This window comes from Streptomyces sp. NPDC044106, from assembly GCF_056433985.1.
Window position 1 is genome coordinate 220,304 of sequence record NZ_JBWKFZ010000012.1, and the last position, 16,480, is coordinate 236,783.

Consider the following 16,480-nt stretch of genomic DNA (forward strand, 5'->3'; position numbering starts at 1 on the left):
AAGATGGACAAGCAGCAGGAATTCGTGCTCCGTACGTTGGAGGAGCGCGACATCCGGTTCGTACGCCTGTGGTTCACGGATGTCCTCGGCTTCCTGAAGTCGGTGGCCGTGGCCCCGGCCGAGCTGGAGCAGGCGTTCGACGAGGGCATCGGCTTCGACGGCTCGGCGATCGAGGGATTCGCCCGGGTGTACGAGTCGGACATGATCGCCAAGCCGGACCCGTCGACGTTCCAGGTCCTGCCCTGGCGCGCGGAGGCGCCCGGCACGGCCCGGATGTTCTGCGACATCCTGATGCCGGACGGCTCACCGTCCTTCGCGGACCCGCGCTACGTCCTCAAGCGAGCCCTGGCCAAGACCTCCGACCTGGGCTTCACCTTCTACACCCACCCCGAGATCGAGTTCTTCCTCCTGAAGGACAAGCCGCTGGACGGCTCGCGGCCCACCCCCGCCGACAACTCCGGCTACTTCGACCACACCCCGCAGAACGTCGGGATGGACTTCCGCCGCCAGGCGATCACGATGCTCGAATCCATGGGCATCTCGGTGGAATTCAGCCACCACGAGGGCGCGCCCGGCCAGCAGGAGATCGACCTGCGCTACGCGGACGCGCTCTCCACGGCGGACAACATCATGACGTTCCGCCTGGTGATGAAGCAGGTCGCGCTGGAGCAGGGGGTCAACGCGACCTTCATGCCGAAGCCGTTCTCCGAGCACCCGGGCTCGGGCATGCACACGCACCTCTCCCTCTTCGAGGGCGACCGCAACGCGTTCTACGAGTCGGGCGCCGAGTACCAGCTCTCCAAGGTCGGCCGCTCCTTCATCGCGGGCCTGCTGCGGCACGCCGCGGAGATCTCGGCGGTCACCAACCAGTGGGTGAACTCCTACAAGCGCATCTGGGGCGGCTCCGAGCGCACGGCGGGCGCGGGCGGCGAGGCCCCCTCGTACATCTGCTGGGGCCACAACAACCGCTCCGCGCTGATCCGCGTCCCGATGTACAAGCCCGGCAAGACCGGCTCGGCCCGCGTCGAGGTCCGCTCCATCGACTCCGGCGCCAACCCCTACCTGACCTACGCGGTCCTGCTCGCCGCCGGCCTCAAGGGCATCGAGGAGGGCTACGAACTCCCGCCGGGCGCCGACGACGACGTATGGGCCCTGCGCGACGCGGAACGCCGAGCCCTCGGCATCGAGCCGCTCCCGCAGAACCTGGGCGAGGCGATCGCCCTCATGGAGAAGTCGGAACTGGTCGCGGAAACACTGGGCGAGCACGTCTACGACTTCTTCCTCCGCAACAAGAAGCAGGAGTGGGAGGAGTACAGGTCGGAAGTCACGGCCTTCGAGCTGCGGAAGAACCTGCCGGTGCTGTAGGCGCGGGCCGGGCGAGGAGGGCGCCGACACCGCGGCGTCTCTCCGGGCCCCGCCCGGCGGCGCGACCTCAAGCCTTCGGAACGATCGCCTCCCGCAGCGGCGTAGTCGCGCGGACCCGGTACTCCTGGATCGACCAGCCGTTGCCGTCCGGGTCCTTGAAGTACATGAACGTGCCGCCGTCCTGCGGGGCGTGCTGCACCGGCTCGGAGACGTCGAGTCCGCGCGCGACCAGCTCGGCGTGGGCCGCCTTCGCGTCGGCCACGCACAGCTGCAGGCCCTGGTAGGAGCCGGCGGGCGGCTTCGGGCCCGCCATCGTCTGCCAGAGCGCGTCGCCCGCCAGGGCGATGGAGCAGCCCGAGCCCGGCGGGGTCAGCTGGACGATGCGCATGCCCGGCATGACCTCCGTGTCGATGTCCACGTGGAAGCCCAGCTTGTCGCGGTAGAACTCCATCGCGCGGTCGATGTCGCTGACGGGCAGCGGGATCACCTCGAGTGTGTATTCCATGAGCCGCAGTACAGCAGGGCGCCGGGCCGCTGTCAGCGCTACGGGCAAGGTGGCGCGCCCGGCCGCGGGGGCGCCGAGTCCGTCGCTCAGGCCGTAGGCTCGGGCCGAGAGGTGATCGAACGGAGGCTCGGCATGACGGTGCCGCAAGGACGACGCAGCAGTACGTTCACCCGGCTGCTGCGGCACGGTTTCACCGACCCGTCCGCGGCGGAGCGGCTCCTGGACGATCCCGCGCTGAGCGCCGTACGCAACGACCCGCTGCTCCTGGACGCGCTCGGCGCCACCGCCGACCCCGACCTGGCGCTGCTGAGCCTCGTCCGGCTCGTGGAGGCCCAGGAGGACGACCTCGGCCGGCGGGAGCTGCTCGACACCCTCGTCACCGCCAAGCCGCTGCGCGACCGGCTCCTCGCCGTCCTCGGCGCCTCCGAGGCCCTCGCCGACCACCTGGCCCGCCACCCCCGCGACTGGCAGGCGCTCGCCACGTACGAGTCGGCCGACCTGCATCCGGGCGTGGCGGAGTTCGAGCGGGGGCTCGGTGAGGCCACCGATCCCGTCTCGCTGCGCGTCGCCTACCGCCGCTGCCTGCTCTCCATCGCGGCGCGCGACGTGTGCGGCACCACGGACGTCGCCCAGGCGGCGGCCGAGCTCGCCGACCTCGCGACGGCGACGCTGCGGGCGGCCCTCGCGATGGCCCGCGCGGCGGCCCCCGACGACGCCGCGCAGTGCAGGCTCGCCGTCATCGCGATGGGCAAGTGCGGCGGCCACGAGCTCAACTACGTCTCCGACGTCGACGTCATCTTCGTCGGCGAGGCCACCGAGGGCACCGACGAGGACAAGGCGCTGCGGGCCGCGACCCGGCTCGCCTCGCACATGATGCGCATCTGCTCCGAGACGAACGTCGAGGGCACCATCTGGCCCGTCGACGCCAACCTCCGCCCCGAGGGCAGGAACGGCCCGCTGGTGCGCACGCTCTCCAGCCACCTCGCGTACTACCAGCGCTGGGCGAAGACCTGGGAGTTCCAGGCGCTGCTCAAGGCCCGCCCGGTCGCGGGCGACCTCGCGCTCGGCGAGGAGTACGTCGCCACCCTCGCACCCCTCGTCTGGCACGCCGCCGAGCGCGAGAACTTCGTGGCCGACGTGCAGAAGATGCGCCGCAGGGTCGTCGAGAACATTCCGGCGGGCGAGGTCGACCGGGAGCTGAAGCTCGGGCCCGGCGGCCTGCGGGACGTCGAGTTCGCCGTGCAGATGCTGCAGTTGGTGCACGGGCGCAGCGACCCCTCGATCCGCAGCGGGTCGACGCTCGTGGCGTTGCAGGCGCTCGGCGTCGGCGGCTACGTGGGGCGCGTGGACGCGGCCCAGCTCGACGACGCGTACCGCTTCCTGCGGTCCCTCGAACACCGCATCCAGCTCTACAAGCTGCGCCGCACCCACCTCGTGCCGGAGGGCGACGCCGACCTGCGGCGCATCGGCCGCTCCCTGGGCATGCGAACCGAGCCGATCACCGAGCTGAGCCGCGCGTGGAAGCGGCACACCTCCGTGGTGCGCCGGCTGCACGAGAAGCTCTTCTACCGGCCGCTGCTCGACGCCGTCGCCCAACTCGCCCCGGGCGAGGCGCGGCTGAGCACCTCGGCGGCCCGCGAGCGGCTGATCGCGCTCGGCTACGCGGACCCGAGCGCCGCCCTCAGGCACCTGGAGGCGCTGGCGTCCGGGGTCTCCCGCAAGGCGGCCATCCAGCGCACCCTGCTGCCGGTCCTGCTCGGCTGGTTCGCGGACTCCGCCGACCCCGACGCGGGCCTCCTCGGCTTCCGCAAGGTCTCCGACGCGCTCGGCAAGACCCCCTGGTACCTGCGGCTCCTCAGGGACGAGGGCGCGGCGGCCGAGAACCTCGCCCGCGTCCTCTCCGCCGGCCGCCTCGCCCCCGACCTGCTGCTTCGCGCCCCCGAGGCGGTCGCCCTGCTCGGTGACGCCCGCGGCCTCGAACCGCGCGGCCGCGCCCACCTGGAGCAGGAGATACTGGCGGCGGTGCGCCGCGCGGACGGCGCCGAGCAGGCCGTGACGGCGGCGCGCGGCGTGCGGCGCCGAGAGCTGTTCCGTACCGCCGCGGGGGACCTCATCGGCTCGTACGGTACGGAGGAGAGCCCCGCCGAGGCCGACCCCGGCACGCTCGTCGACCGGGTGGGCGGTGCGATCTCGGACCTGACGGCCGCTACCCTCGCGGGCACGCTGCGCGCGGTCGTCCGAGAGGGCTGGGGCGGCCTGCTCCCCACCCGTTTCGCGGTCATCGGCATGGGCCGCTTCGGCGGCCACGAGCTGGGCTACGGCTCGGACGCGGACGTCCTGTTCGTGCACGAGCCGCGCGAGGGCGTCGACGAGCAGGAGGCGGCGAAGGCCGCGGCCAAGGTCGTCTCCGAGATGCGCCGACTGCTGCAACTTTCTTCCGCCGACCCGCCGTTGCTCATCGACGCGGACCTGCGCCCGGAGGGCAGGAGCGGTCCGCTGGTGCGCACCCTGGGCTCGTACGAGGCGTACTACCGCCGCTGGTCCCTCGTCTGGGAGTCCCAGGCGCTGCTGCGGGCCGAACCGGTCGCGGGTGACGAGGAGCTCGGCCGCGCCTTCATCGACCTCGTCGACCCCCTGCGCTATCCGGCGGAGGGTCTCGGCGAGGACGCGATCCGGGAGATCCGTCGGCTCAAGGCCCGCATGGAGGCGGAGCGGATGCCGCGCGGCTCGGACCCGACGCTGCACGCGAAGCTGGGCCGCGGCGGCCTCTCCGACGTCGAGTGGACCGTCCAGCTCCTGCAGTTGGAGCACGGCTGGGCCGAGCCGGGGCTGCGTACGACCCGCACCCGTGAAGCCCTCGCGGCGGCCCGAGCGGCGAAGCTCATCCCCACGGACGACGCGGCGATCCTCGACGAGGCGTGGGTCCTCGCCACACGCGTGCGCAACGCGGTGATGCTGGTACGCGGCAGGGCCGGGGACACCTTCCCCTCCGACGGGCGCGAACTGGCCGCCGTGGCACGCTACTTGGGGTACGACACCGGCCACGTGGGTGACATGCTGGACGACTACCGGCGGATCACGCGGCGGGCGCGGGCGGTGGTGGAGGAACGGTTCTACGGGGCCTGAGCCCCCTTCCCGGCGTGGCCGCCCGGCGCCCCGAGCCCGGCCGCCCCCTTCCCGCCGAGGTGCCGGCGTGGCCGCCCGGCGCCCCGCGCTGCCCCATCAGGCACCCAACGCTGCCCTCGCGCACCTGGCCCGATGCCGCCTCGGTGGCGTATCCAGGAAGGGTTCAGAGTCCGTGTCCCTGGAGGCCCCATGCGCGCCCGCGAAACCGCCCGATCCGCCGACGGGGAGAAGGTCGCGGGCCGCGCGCCGGCCCGCGCCGCCGCGACCCCGTCGAGCGCCGGGGGCATGTCGGCCCAGGAGATCCGCGCGCTGCAGCGCACCGCGGGGAACGCCGCCGTCGCCGAGGCCGTGCAGCGCTCCACCGTCCACGACGTGCTGCGCAGCGGCGGGCGGCCGCTCGACCCCGCCACCCGTACCGACATGGAAGCGCGCCTCGGCGCGGACTTCTCCGACGTCCGCGTCCACGACGACAGCGCGGCGAAGAGCTCCGCGGCGGAGGTCGGCGCCCGCGCCTACACCTCCGGCAGCCATGTCGTCATCGGCGACGGCGGCGCGGACCGGCATACGCTCGCCCACGAGCTGACGCACGTCATCCAGCAGCGCCAGGGGCCCGTCGCAGGCACCGATCACGGCAACGGGCTGCGGGTGTCCGACCCGTCCGACCGGTTCGAACGCGAGGCCGAGGCAAACGCCCACCGGGTCCTCTCCGGACCGGCGCCCGAGGCACACGCGCACGAGGCACACGCCCACCAAGCACACGCGCACGCCGGGACGGCGACGGCGACGGCGCAGCGCGCGACCGCCGTCCAGCGCGTCGGTGACACCCAGGTGGGCCCCCGCGTCGACTGGAACCAGCTCCTGGACATCATCGTTGGCCAGGACCGTACGCTCGGCGGATTCCAGTTCGGCCGGGAGTGCCGGAACAACGGCGGCAACAATCTCATCTCGCGGCCCGTGACGGTGAGCGTGAGCGACGGCAAGGCGACGGCCCAGCTGGCCGTCCACCTCAATGTGATGCTCACCAGCGGCGGCGAGGTCAGGGACCGCAAGACGGGCGAGTCCTCGGCGACGATCAAGGGCTCGCTCTTCCACCTGACGGCCCGCCCGGTGGCCGGCCAGAACCTGATCCATGAGGCCGGCGCCTCCAGCATCACCGCGGAGGAGTCCATCCACGTGGGCCGCAACAACGCCAAGGGCTGGAACAACCGGTCCGCCAACACCGCGCAGCTCGCCCGCACGGTCGGCGTCTCGGCGGAGGCACTGATCGCCGCACTGGAGGCGAAGTACCCGCTGAGCGGCATCCAGGGCACGATCGACCAGTTCAAGAAGGACGTCGGCCGCGCGGTGGTCCACGGCCTCGCCCCCGAGGTCGTGCACGTGAAGTGGGACGGCGACGAGTCGTTCGGCTAGGAAGGGTCGGGGGGTCAGGGGGTCGGGGGCGGCGCCCGGCGCACGCCCTACGTCCTGACCGCGACCTCGCGCGCCAGCGCGTACGGCAGCGCGCCGTACCAGAGGCGCGCCACCAGGAACCCGAAGGCCAGGCAGAGCATGCCGCCGACCGCGTCGAGCCAGAAGTGGTTGGCCGTGGCCACGATCACGACGAGCGTCGCCGTGGGGTAGAGCAGGCCGAGCACCCGCACCCACGGCACCGACGCCAGGGCGAAGATCGTCAGGCCGCACCACAGGGACCAGCCGATGTGCATCGACGGCATCGCCGCGTACTGGTTCGACATGCTCTTGAGGTCGCCCGACGCCATGGAGCCCCAGGTGTGGTGGACGATCACGGTGTCGATGAAGTGCGTGCCGTTCATCAGGCGGGGCGGCGCCAGCGGGTACAGGTAGTAGCCGACCAGGGCCACCGCCGTCGTCGCGAAGAGGACCAGGCGGGCGGCGGCGTACCGGCCGGGATGGCTGCGGAAGAGCCAGACGAGGACACCGAGCGTCACCACGAAATGCAACGTCGCGTAGTAGTAGTTCATGCCGACGATGAGCCATGTCACCGAGTCCACGGCGTGGTTGACGCTCTGCTCGACCGCTATCCCCAGGTCCTGCTCGACCCGCCAGATCCAGTCCGCGTTGCGCAGGGCCGCGGACTTCTGCTCCGGCACGGCGTTGCGGATCAGCGAGTACGTCCAGTAGCTCACCGCGATCAGCAGGATCTCGAACCACAGCCGGGGGCGGCGGGGCGTACGGAGACGGCTCAGACGACGTGCGAAGGTCCGCCCACTGCGGTCGTCCCGCTCGCCCGCGATGGGTGATGCGGCGGGCTTCTGCCCGTCCTCAAGTGTCGTCACGGTCGTCTCACCCATAGGGACAGAGTCTGCCAGATCCACACCCTTCGACCGATCATCCCCTGGTCGGGTTCGGGCCGCATTCTCTACGCCGCAGGAACGAGGCCGCCACCCGGTGCGGCCCTAGGGGCGCCTGGGCCGTCTGGGACGTCTCAGGTCGTCCACCATGCCGTCGAGTCCGGCGGGAGCACGCTCTCCGCGGCGCCGGGCCCGACCTCCGCGCTCGCGAGCAGCAACGTGCCGGGGGTGGGCAGCGCCACCGGCGACGCCGTGAGGTTCACCGTGCAGACGAAGGTGCCGTCGGCGCCGCTGCGGCGGAAGGCGAGCACGCCGTCGGGAGAGGGCAGCCACGTGATGCCGCGGCCCGCGCCGAGGGCCGGGTGGGCGCGGCGCACGGCGAGCGCGCGCCGGTAGAACTCCAGCGTCGACGCCGGGTCGCCGGTCTGCGCCGCCACCGAGAGGTCCCGCCAGGAGTCCGGCTGCGGCAGCCAGCTCGGGCCGCCCTCGACGGGCCCGAAGCCGTACGGAGCGTGCTGTCCCGACCAGGGCAGCGGCACCCGGCAGCCGTCCCGCGTGCCGTCCTGCCCCGAGCCGCGGAAGAACGCCGGGTCCTGACGCACCTCGTCCGGCAGCTCGGTGACCTCGGGCAGCCCCAGCTCCTCGCCCTGGTAGAGGTAGGCGGAGCCGGGCAGCGCCAGCATCAGCAGCGTGGCCGCCCGCGCCCGGCGCAGGCCCCGCTCCTCGTCGCCGTCGCCGAAGCGCGTGGAGTGGCGTACGACGTCGTGGTTGGAGAGCACCCACGTGGCGGGCGCGCCCACGGAGTCCATCGCGGCCAGCGAGCGGTCGATGACGGCGCGCAGCGCGGCGGCGTCCCAGCCGGTCGTCAGGTACTCGAAGTTGAACGCCTGGTGCAGCTCGTCGGGGCGCAGGTAGCGGGCGCTGCGCTCGACCGTCGGGGTCCACGCCTCGGCGACGGCGATGCGCTCCCCGCCGTACTCCTCCAGGATCCCGCGCCAGTCGCGGTAGATGGCGTGTACACCGTCCTGGTCGAAGTACGGCACGTCCTGCCGGCCGAGCAGCCTGACCTGCTCGCCGTGGCCGATGTCCGGCAGGCCCGACGCCTTGACCAGGCCGTGCGCGACGTCGATGCGGAAGCCGTCGACGCCCATGTCGAGCCAGAACCGCAGGACGGAGCGGAACTCCTCGTGGACGGCGGGGTGGTCCCAGTTGAAGTCGGGCTGCTCGGCCGCGAAGAGGTGGAGGTACCACTCGCCGTCCTCGACGCGGGTCCAGGCGGGGCCGCCGAAGACGGACTCCCAGTCGTTGGGCGGGAGTTCTCCGCCGGCGCCCTTGCCGGGGCGGAAGTGGAAGCGGTCGCGCGCCGGTGACCCGGGGCCGTCGCGCAGCGCCTGCCGGAACCACTCGTGCCGGTCCGAGCAGTGGTTGGGCACGATGTCGAAGATGACGCGCAGGCCGAGGGCGTGCGCCGTGCGGATGAGGTCGTCGGCGTCGGTGAGGGTGCCGAACACCGGGTCGACGGCGCGGTAGTCCGCCACGTCGTAGCCGGCGTCGGCCTGCGGCGACGCGTAGAAGGGGGAGAGCCAGACGGCGTCCACGCCCAGGTCGCGCAGATGGGGCAGGCGGGCCGTGATGCCGGGCAGGTCGCCCATGCCGTCGCCGTTCCCGTCGGCGAAGCTGCGCGGATAGACCTGGTAGATGACCGCGTCGCGCCACCACCGCGGTGCGGGCGCGGAGTCGGTGGCGGCGGGCGCGGCGGTGGCGTTCTGGGTCATGAAATCCCTTGTAAGTGCGGGGAATTGCGAGGGCGGGGTGGCGGCTGTGGTGGCTGGTGCCGAAGGGGCTCGATTCGGTGGGCGGTGGCGCCGGCGGCGGTCCTGACACCTGGGTGAACGCCGCGCGGAACGCGAAGGTCACGAGGTTGTCCGCCGCATCGGGCACATGCCGCACGCCTACCCGCGTCCGCGCGGGATCCACACCCCGCGGACGGCGGGTCCGAACGGGTGCCGAAAGCGCGTACGCAGTGCGTACGCGACGGTGCCCCGTCGCCGGGCGGCGCGGATCTTAACCTCATACGCGCCGTGTTCGGGAAAGGTTCCGGGATCTTCACCGGTCCCGGTCGCAGCGGCGTCATCATTCCCCGAAGCGCCCGTCGGGGCGCTAATTTGGTGATGCGGGCCCAACGGGGGTCCGCCCCACCAGCCCCAAAGGGGCCACGAGTGAGCGTCAACGACAAGGCAGGCATTACGGTCCTGGTGGTGGACGACGTCGCCGCCGGCCGATACGCACTGGGCGCGGTCCTGCGCAGGGACGGTCACCGCGTCGTTCTCGTCGCGAGCGCGCGCGAGGCCCTCATCGAGCTCGACGCGCGCAGGCGCACCGGGCAACTGCCCGACGTGGCACTCGTCGACGTCGGGCTGCCCGACATGAGCGGTTTCGAACTGTGCCGCCGGATGAAGGAGATGCCGCCCTACGCCGCTCTGCCCGTCGTGCACTTCTCGGCCGCCCGGACGGCCCCCGCCGACCGGTGCCGCGGCCTCGACGCGGGCGGCGAGGCCTACCTGACGGTCCCCGCCGAACCGGAGGAGATCCAGGCCGTCGTGCGGGCAGCCGCCCGCGGGGCGCGCCACCGCTGCGACGCCGAGACCCAGGCGGGACACCTGACCCGGCTCGCCGAGACCATCCTCGACGTCCAGTCGGCGCGCTGCCCGCGCGAACTCGCCGAGGCCGCCGCGGCCGGCACCGCCCGCCTCACCCTCGGCCCCGCCGCCGCGTTCGTCCTCGGCGACAACGGCGAGCTGCACCTGGGCCTGTCCCGGCGCAGGACCGCCGCCTCCCTGCCCGACGACGGCGCGCACACCGCGGTCGCCCGCCTCATCCAGCGCGACATGTCGGGCCGCGTGGGCGTGCGCGACACCGTCGTCCGCGCACCCCTGTGGCCGCCCGGCTTCTTCCACGCCGAACGGCCCGACGCCACCGGAGCGCCCGACGGCGCCCGGCTCGCCCTGGCCCGCGCCCGCGAGGGCTGCGCGCCGGTGTGCCTGGCCGTCCCCGCGTACGCCCAGGGGCTGCCCGCCGACACCGGGCGCCTCATGGGACGGCTCGCCCACGCCACCGCGGTCGCCGCGGAACGCCTGCTCATGTACGAGGTGGAGCGCCACATCGCCCTGACCCTCCAGCGCAGCTTCCTGCCGGCGCACGTGCCGCAGACACCCGGCACCGAAGTCGTCGTCCGCTACGAACCCGCCTCCCGCGACACGGAGATCGGCGGCGACTTCTACGCCGCGCTCGACACCTCCAAGGGCCTCCTCACCGGCATCGGCGACGTCGTCGGCCACTCCCTTGACGCCGCCACCGTGATGGTCGAGATCCGGCACGCGCTGCGCGCCTACTGCGTCGAGGACCCCGACCCCGGCACGCTCGCGAGCCGCCTCGACAAGATGCTGCAGCGCTACCACCCCGAGGTGACGGCCACCCTCTGCCTGGTCCTCACCGACCCGGCCGGCGGACACACCCGCGTCGCCAACGCCGGGCACATCCCGCCCCTCGTCGTCCGCGACGACGGCACCGCCGCCTACCTCAGGGCGAGCGGCCCGCTGCTCGGCCTCGGCCTGGACCGGCCACCGCCCACCGAGACGGTCCTGCTCCCCACCGACCGGCTCCTCATGGTCACCGACGGGCTCATCGAGACCCGCGGCACGGACCTCGCGGTCTCCATGGAGCAGCTGCGCACCGTCGCGGCCGGCGCGCCGCTCGGCGTCACCGCCCTCTGCGACACGCTGCTCGCCTGCCTCGGCCACGACCGCGACGACGACATCGCACTCCTCGCGATGCGGCTGCGCGCGGACGGCTCCTGAGAGCCTGTCTTTGAAACCCCTGTCCTTGCAGCGCTACGGGCCGAGCGGCCTCTCCAGGAGCAGCACGCCGTACGAGCCGCCGTCCGCGGCGCGCTTGTCCCGCAGTTCGCCGACGACGGTGTAGCCGGCCTCCTCGTAGTACGTGCGCAGCCGGGGGTTGGACGTCACGCAGTCCAGGCGGGCCAGCCCGCGCCCCGCCGCGGCGATCCGCCGCTCGGCGTCCCTGAGCAGCTCGCGGCCCGTCCCCGAGGGCGCGCCGCGGCGTGTCATCAGCCGGTGCACGTACCCGGCGACGGGCGGCTGGACGCCCCACGCCTGCTCGTCGGACCACCAGAGCTCGTACGCCCCGGTGGCGTTCCCCTCGTCCCCGTCGTCGGCGAGCCACACCTGTGCACAGTCGCATCCGATCAGCCGGCGGAAGTGCCGCTCGTCCTTGGCGCCCGGCTGCCACTGGGCAATGCCGCGCTCCGCCATCCAGCGGGCCGCGCCCTCGTAGAGGGAGACGAGCGTGTCGATGTCGGCGTCCGTCGCCGGGCGGACGGTCAGGCGTGCGGTGGTCATGGGGCGAGCGTAACCAGCCGCCCGATCAGTTCGGCGAACGGGCCGTCGGCGGGCTCCGAGGCGAGGACGGTGCGCAGCAGATCCGCCATCTCCTCGTCGTACGCGGCGCTCACCGCGGTCAGCGCCGCGAAGTCGTGCACCAGCTGCAACTCCAGCTCCGCACGCGGGATGCGGCGGCCGTCCAGCCAGATCAGCGCCGTCGACTCGGCAAGCGAGATCCAGGACCGCACCACCAGTTCGAGCCGGGCGGGCGGATCGGTGACGCCCAGGTGCGTGAGGATCTGGTCGTACGCCGCCTGCCGCACCGAGTCGATCAGCGCGTTCGTCGTCGAGACGGCCGCGCGTGCGTACGCACCCCCCGCGGAGACCGCCGGGCCGCCGCGCATCAGCGCCGAGAAGCCGGGGCCGTGCTCGTCGACGAAGTCGAGGAAGCGCCCCATCACCCGCAGCAGCCGCGCCCCGAGGGGGCCTTCGCGCGGCTCCACGAACCGGTCGGCCAGATCCTCCGCCGCCCGGCGCAACGCCGCCTCGTACAGGCTGAGTTTGCCGGGGAAGTAGTGGTAGACCAGCGGGCGCGAGATGCCCGCGGCCGCCGCTATCTCGTCGATGGAGACGTCGTCGGGCGAGCGGTGGCTGAACAGTTCGAGCGCGACCTTGATCAGCTGCTGCCGCCGCTCCTCGACACCCATCCTGCGGCGCACCCCGGTTGTCATGCGAACACCTTACCGAGCAGAACCCGGTGTCTCACATGTCGAGCACGAGCCGCCCCCCGCGCGCCCGCGAGACGCAGATGAGCATGGAGCCGCTCCGCTCGGCGTCCGTGAGGAGTTCGTCGCGGTGGTCGATCTCCCCTTCCACGACGCGCTGTTGGCACGTCCCGCAGAACCCCTGCTCGCAGCTGTACGCGGTGTCCGGCAGCTCGGCGCGGACCGCGGCGAGCACCGAGGTGTCCGCGGCGACCGCCACCGTGCGGCCGCTGCGCCGCAGTTCGACCTCGAAGGCGGCATTGCCCTCGCTGTCGGTGCGGGGCGTGAAACGTTCCAGGTGCAGCGAGCACCCGTCGGGCAGGGCGGCTTCGACGGCGTCGATCAGGGGCTCGGGGCCGCACACGTGGACGGCGGTGCCCCGCGGGGCGCCGTCGAGGAAGGCGGCCGGGTCGGGAAGGCCGTCCTCGTCCTCGGCGACGACGGTCACCCGCTGCCGCCCGGCGCCGCCGAGCTTCTGGACCTCTTCGAGGAACGGCATCGAGGAGCGAGAGCGCCCGCCGTACAGGAGCCGCCACGGTGCCCCGGAGGCCTCGACGGCCCGCAGCATGGGCAGGATCGGCGTGATGCCGATGCCGCCCGCCACGAAGACGTACGACGTCGCGTCGGCGAGCGGGAAGCGGTTGCGCGGCCCGCGCACCTCGACCCGGGCGCCCTCCCGGAGCCGCTCGTGCACCTCACGCGAGCCGCCCCTGCCACCCTGTCCTGCGGTGATCAGCCGGGTCGCGACGGTGTACGAGGAGGAGTCCTCGGGGTCGCCGCAGAGCGAGTACTGCCGTACGAGCCCCGAGGGCAGCACGAGGTCGAGATGGGCGCCGGGGGTCCACGGCGGCAGGTCGGCGCCCTCCAGGCGCAGTTGGACGACGCCGTCGGCGACGCTCTCGTGCCGGGTGACGAGGAGCCGCAGCGCCCGGGAGCGTGGCCGTCCGGAGACCGGCTCCTCCAGGGCGGGCAGCGGCCACAGCGGGGACGCATCGACGCGGCGGCGCAGGGCCCGCCGGGTGAGCAGGGCGGCGCCCGCGACGAGGGCGACGGTGCGGATGCGGGGCATGTCAGAGGGCCCCCTTCTCGGCCGCGAGGGCGGCGACGGCGGCGGGCGAGGAGGCGAGGTAGGCGACGGCCTGCTCGGTGCTGCCTTCCCGCGAGGGGTGGTAATCCCTGCTGAGGTAGCGGGGTATGGAGCGGATCATGTCGCCGGTGGTGGGCAGCGTCCCCGCCCTGCCGCTGCGGTAGAAGTCCTTGAAGGACGCCTTGCCGCCGGTGAGCGTCGGGTCGTTCGCCATGAAGAACCGGGCCCCGCGCTGCCAGAGGAAGACCAGCGCGCCGAACGCGGTCGCCCAGGTCCTGGCCCGGCGCCGGTAGCCGCCGTCGACGTGCATGAACACCTCGAAGGCGACGGAGCGGTGTTCGACCTCCTCCGCGCCGTGCCAGCGCAGCAGGTCGAGCATCGTCGGGTCGGCGCCCCTGCGGTCCAGCTCGTCGGCGTTCAGCACCCAGTCGCCGAGGAACGCGGTGTAGTGCTCGATGGCCGCGATCATCGCGACGCGCTCCATCAGCCACCACTTGCGGGCCCTGCCCGGCGGCAGGGTCCGGTCGCCGAGCAGCTTCTCGAAGAGCCAGTCGACCTGCGCGGTGTACGGCGTCGGGTCGAGCCCCTGCTCCTTGAGGTGCGGCAGGACCTCGTCGTGGGCCTGCGAGTGCATGGCCTCCTGGCCGATGAACCCGATGACGTCCTCGCGCAGTCTCTCGTCGCGGATGAGCGGCAGGACCTGCTTGTAGACGTGGACGAACCAGCGCTCACCCGCGGGCAGCAGCAGATGCAGCACGTTGATGGTGTGCGTGGTGAACGGGTCGTCCGGGAGCCAGTGGAGCGGGGTGTTCTCCCAGGAGAAGGAGACGTTGCGTGCCTTGAGCGGTATGCGCTCGGACGCGACGGGCTCGGGCACCCGGCTCTGCGTATTAGACATGGCGTCAATGTACTGAGCGGTAGTTCGGCGGTACAGGGGTCCGGGAGGGGAACTTCGGACAGGGCGCCCCGGCGCTACCGCAGCGGGTTCAGCTTGCCGCCGTCCGGCAGGGTGGCGGTCAGGCTGGTCTCCGCGTCCCGCTTCGTCCTCGTCGCGAGGACGTTGCCCGGCACCCGTACGCCGCCCGTCGCGACGATCGACGTGGCCTCCTTGTTGGCGGCGGCAAGGAGGTACCAGCCGCCCGCGCGGGACTTCCAGCGCACCCCCGCGAGGACCCGCGGGTCACGGCCGCCGCACGCGGGGGAGTCCTCGGCCTTCGCGGCGACGGCGCCCGTGGGCCCGTCGGCCGGCTGGAACTGGGCGAGGATCCGGGTGCCCTCGCCCCGCCACGTCTCGGCGCGGGTGCAGACCCAGTCGGCGGTGCCGTTGCCCTCGGGCAGCGGCTGACGGGCGTACGTCCAGGAGTTCACGGTGCGTACGCCGTGCGAGCTCACCGACGCCAGGGAGCAGGCCGACTTCGACCACTCGGCGGGCGTGGCCTCGCGCGGGGCCGCGGGGCGGCCCGCGGTCAGATGGGCGGGGACGAGCTCGCCGAGGTCGGTCGACATGCGGACGGCGCCGGAGTCGTCGCGCAGCCGCAGCGCGTTCCACGACGTGCACCGCCCGGTCTGCACCGGGCCGGTGAAGGGGTCGGTGACGCCGTCCTTCGAGCGGTGCAGGGCGACGGCCTTCGAGGCGGGCTTCAGCAGGTCCTGCACCGAAACGGACCTGACCCAGGGGGCGGTCAGGTAGCGGATGTTCCCGTCGGCGCGGTCGACGACGACGGCGTTCGCCTCGGTGCCGGTCGCGCCGTCCACCCGTGCGAAGTCGAGCGCGGCACCGCCGGTGCCCTCGCGCGGCTCCGCGTACCGCGCGATGCGCAGGCCGTCGTAGAGCAGCACCACGCGCGCGGAGTCGACGTCACCGGCGAAGAGCAGCTGGGCGGGTCCCGGCGGGGCGCCGGCCGGGGTGCCCGGGGTCGCCGAGACCTGCACGGACTCGCCGGGCCGCGCCCAGACGGCGAGGGCGCGCCGGAGCAGCTCCTTGTCGCCGATCAGATTGCCGCGGGCGGGCCACGTGGTGAAGTCGGTGCGCGAGGAACGTTTCCACGCCGACGCGGTGGCCACCGTCAGCTGCCCCGGATCGAGGGCGGCCTGCCCTGCCGGGTTCTGCGCGTACGGGGGCGCGGCGGCGCCGTCGGGTCCCCAGCCCTCTCCCGGCAGCCCGAGCAGCGCCCCGCACACCAGCGCGGCGACGGCGGCGACGCCCGCGGCCTTCATGTGCTGCCTGCGCCGCATCAGGTCGGTGGGCCTGGCATGCAGGGAGCAGGGGTCGAACTCCGTGGAGGCGAGCAGGTCGTACCGGTCCTCGACCTCGTCGGCCTCGTCGAGCGCGTCCTCCGGGTCGTCGCAGCCGGCGGCGGACAGCACCGCGCACACATCGGGCTCGTCGAGCTCCTCAAGACCGCGCAGGACGTAGGCGGCGCGGCCGGCGCAGGACAGGGCGGCGAGGCGCTGGTCGAGGGCGAGTTCGTCGGCGCCGCCCGAGCGCGGGAAGAGCCGCAGCCCGCGCACCTGCGGAAGGAGCGGCGGCAGCTGGGCCCGCTTGGGCCAGGCGGTCCACCGCAGCGGCAGCCCCGCGTCGAGGGCGCCGCGCAGCACCCGCAGGCGTACGTACGCGTATCCGGGGTCGCCCTGGGGCCCGTGGCCGCGCTGCGCGGGGACCACGGCCGCACCCGCGGTCCTGCGGGTGCGGGGCAGGGCGCGCTGGGTGAGGGCGTGGGCGGTCAGGACCCGGCGGTTGCGGCCGAGGCTCGGCGGCAGCACCAGGTAGGCCAGCCGGACGAGCCGCGGGTAGTGCTCCACGAGGGCGGCCTCGGCCTGCTCCACGTCGACGACGGGGGCGGGACCGCTGGCGTTCGGGGACTTCGAGTGAGACTGCACATTCGACGACACGTTCAGCAAAACGAGCGAATCCTCGGATGGTC

12 protein-coding genes are annotated in these 16,480 nt (G+C 73.2%); 4 read left to right on the top strand and 8 right to left on the bottom strand.

Going from position 1 to position 16,480, the window contains the following annotated elements; all coding sequences use genetic code 11:
* Nucleotides 1-3 precede the first annotated feature (3 nt).
* Entirely contained in the window at nt 4-1,365 is a 1,362-nt protein-coding gene (locus tag AC07DI_RS23410) for a glutamine synthetase family protein (RefSeq protein ID WP_384257058.1), read from the top strand.
* A 67-nt stretch (nt 1,366-1,432) separates the two neighbouring features.
* On the opposite strand, the gene AC07DI_RS23415 is transcribed toward AC07DI_RS23410, so the two are convergent.
* Nucleotides 1,433-1,870, bottom strand: a complete 438-nt coding sequence (locus AC07DI_RS23415) for a VOC family protein (protein ID WP_478905960.1) — start codon at nt 1,868-1,870, stop codon at nt 1,433-1,435.
* Between the two features lie 132 nt (nt 1,871-2,002).
* Here AC07DI_RS23415 and AC07DI_RS23420 point away from each other — a divergent pair, with 132 nt between their 5' ends.
* Together AC07DI_RS23420 and AC07DI_RS23425 are read left to right on the top strand one after the other, a co-directional pair.
* On the top strand, nt 2,003-4,996 hold the full coding sequence (locus AC07DI_RS23420; protein WP_478905961.1) for a bifunctional [glutamine synthetase] adenylyltransferase/[glutamine synthetase]-adenylyl-L-tyrosine phosphorylase: 2,994 nt from the start codon (nt 2,003-2,005) through the stop codon (nt 4,994-4,996).
* 189 nt (nt 4,997-5,185) lie between these two features.
* Nucleotides 5,186-6,406 carry an eCIS core domain-containing protein gene (locus AC07DI_RS23425; RefSeq protein ID WP_478905962.1) on the top strand — a complete coding sequence of 407 codons (1,221 nt, stop codon included), beginning with the start codon at nt 5,186-5,188 and terminating at the stop codon, nt 6,404-6,406.
* Nucleotides 6,407-6,453: 47 nt separating this feature from the next.
* Here the strand turns inward: AC07DI_RS23425 and AC07DI_RS23430 are convergent, their stop codons facing one another.
* Both AC07DI_RS23430 and AC07DI_RS23435 read right to left on the bottom strand, forming a co-directional pair.
* A complete protein-coding gene (locus AC07DI_RS23430) occupies nt 6,454-7,305 on the bottom strand; it encodes a phosphatase PAP2 family protein (RefSeq protein WP_478905963.1) in 852 nt (283 codons plus the stop codon).
* Nucleotides 7,306-7,439: 134 nt separating this feature from the next.
* Nucleotides 7,440-9,080, bottom strand: coding sequence for a glycoside hydrolase family 13 protein (locus tag AC07DI_RS23435; protein ID WP_384257068.1), 1,641 nt, complete (start codon nt 9,078-9,080; stop codon nt 7,440-7,442).
* A 444-nt stretch (nt 9,081-9,524) separates the two neighbouring features.
* Between AC07DI_RS23435 and AC07DI_RS23440 the strand changes: the two genes are divergently transcribed.
* On the top strand, nt 9,525-11,162 hold the full coding sequence (locus tag AC07DI_RS23440; protein ID WP_384257070.1) for a SpoIIE family protein phosphatase: 1,638 nt from the start codon (nt 9,525-9,527) through the stop codon (nt 11,160-11,162).
* Between the two features lie 33 nt (nt 11,163-11,195).
* On the opposite strand, the gene AC07DI_RS23445 is transcribed toward AC07DI_RS23440, so the two are convergent.
* From AC07DI_RS23445 to AC07DI_RS23465, 5 genes are all read right to left on the bottom strand, one after another.
* Nucleotides 11,196-11,723 carry an N-acetyltransferase family protein gene (locus tag AC07DI_RS23445; RefSeq protein WP_478905964.1) on the bottom strand — a complete coding sequence of 176 codons (528 nt, stop codon included), beginning with the start codon at nt 11,721-11,723 and terminating at the stop codon, nt 11,196-11,198.
* Nucleotides 11,720-12,436, bottom strand: coding sequence for a TetR/AcrR family transcriptional regulator (locus AC07DI_RS23450; RefSeq protein WP_478905965.1), 717 nt, complete (start codon nt 12,434-12,436; stop codon nt 11,720-11,722). The genes AC07DI_RS23445 and AC07DI_RS23450 overlap by 4 nt, the downstream gene beginning before the upstream one ends.
* Nucleotides 12,437-12,467: 31 nt before the next feature.
* Nucleotides 12,468-13,538 (bottom strand): PDR/VanB family oxidoreductase, encoded by a 1,071-nt coding sequence (locus AC07DI_RS23455; protein ID WP_478905966.1) that lies wholly within the window; start codon nt 13,536-13,538, stop codon nt 12,468-12,470.
* Between the two features lies 1 nt (nt 13,539).
* Nucleotides 13,540-14,454, bottom strand: coding sequence for a metal-dependent hydrolase (locus tag AC07DI_RS23460; RefSeq protein WP_478905967.1), 915 nt, complete (start codon nt 14,452-14,454; stop codon nt 13,540-13,542).
* 74 nt (nt 14,455-14,528) lie between these two features.
* On the bottom strand, nt 14,529-16,436 hold the full coding sequence (locus AC07DI_RS23465; protein ID WP_478905968.1) for a hypothetical protein: 1,908 nt from the start codon (nt 16,434-16,436) through the stop codon (nt 14,529-14,531).
* Nucleotides 16,437-16,480 lie beyond the last annotated feature (44 nt).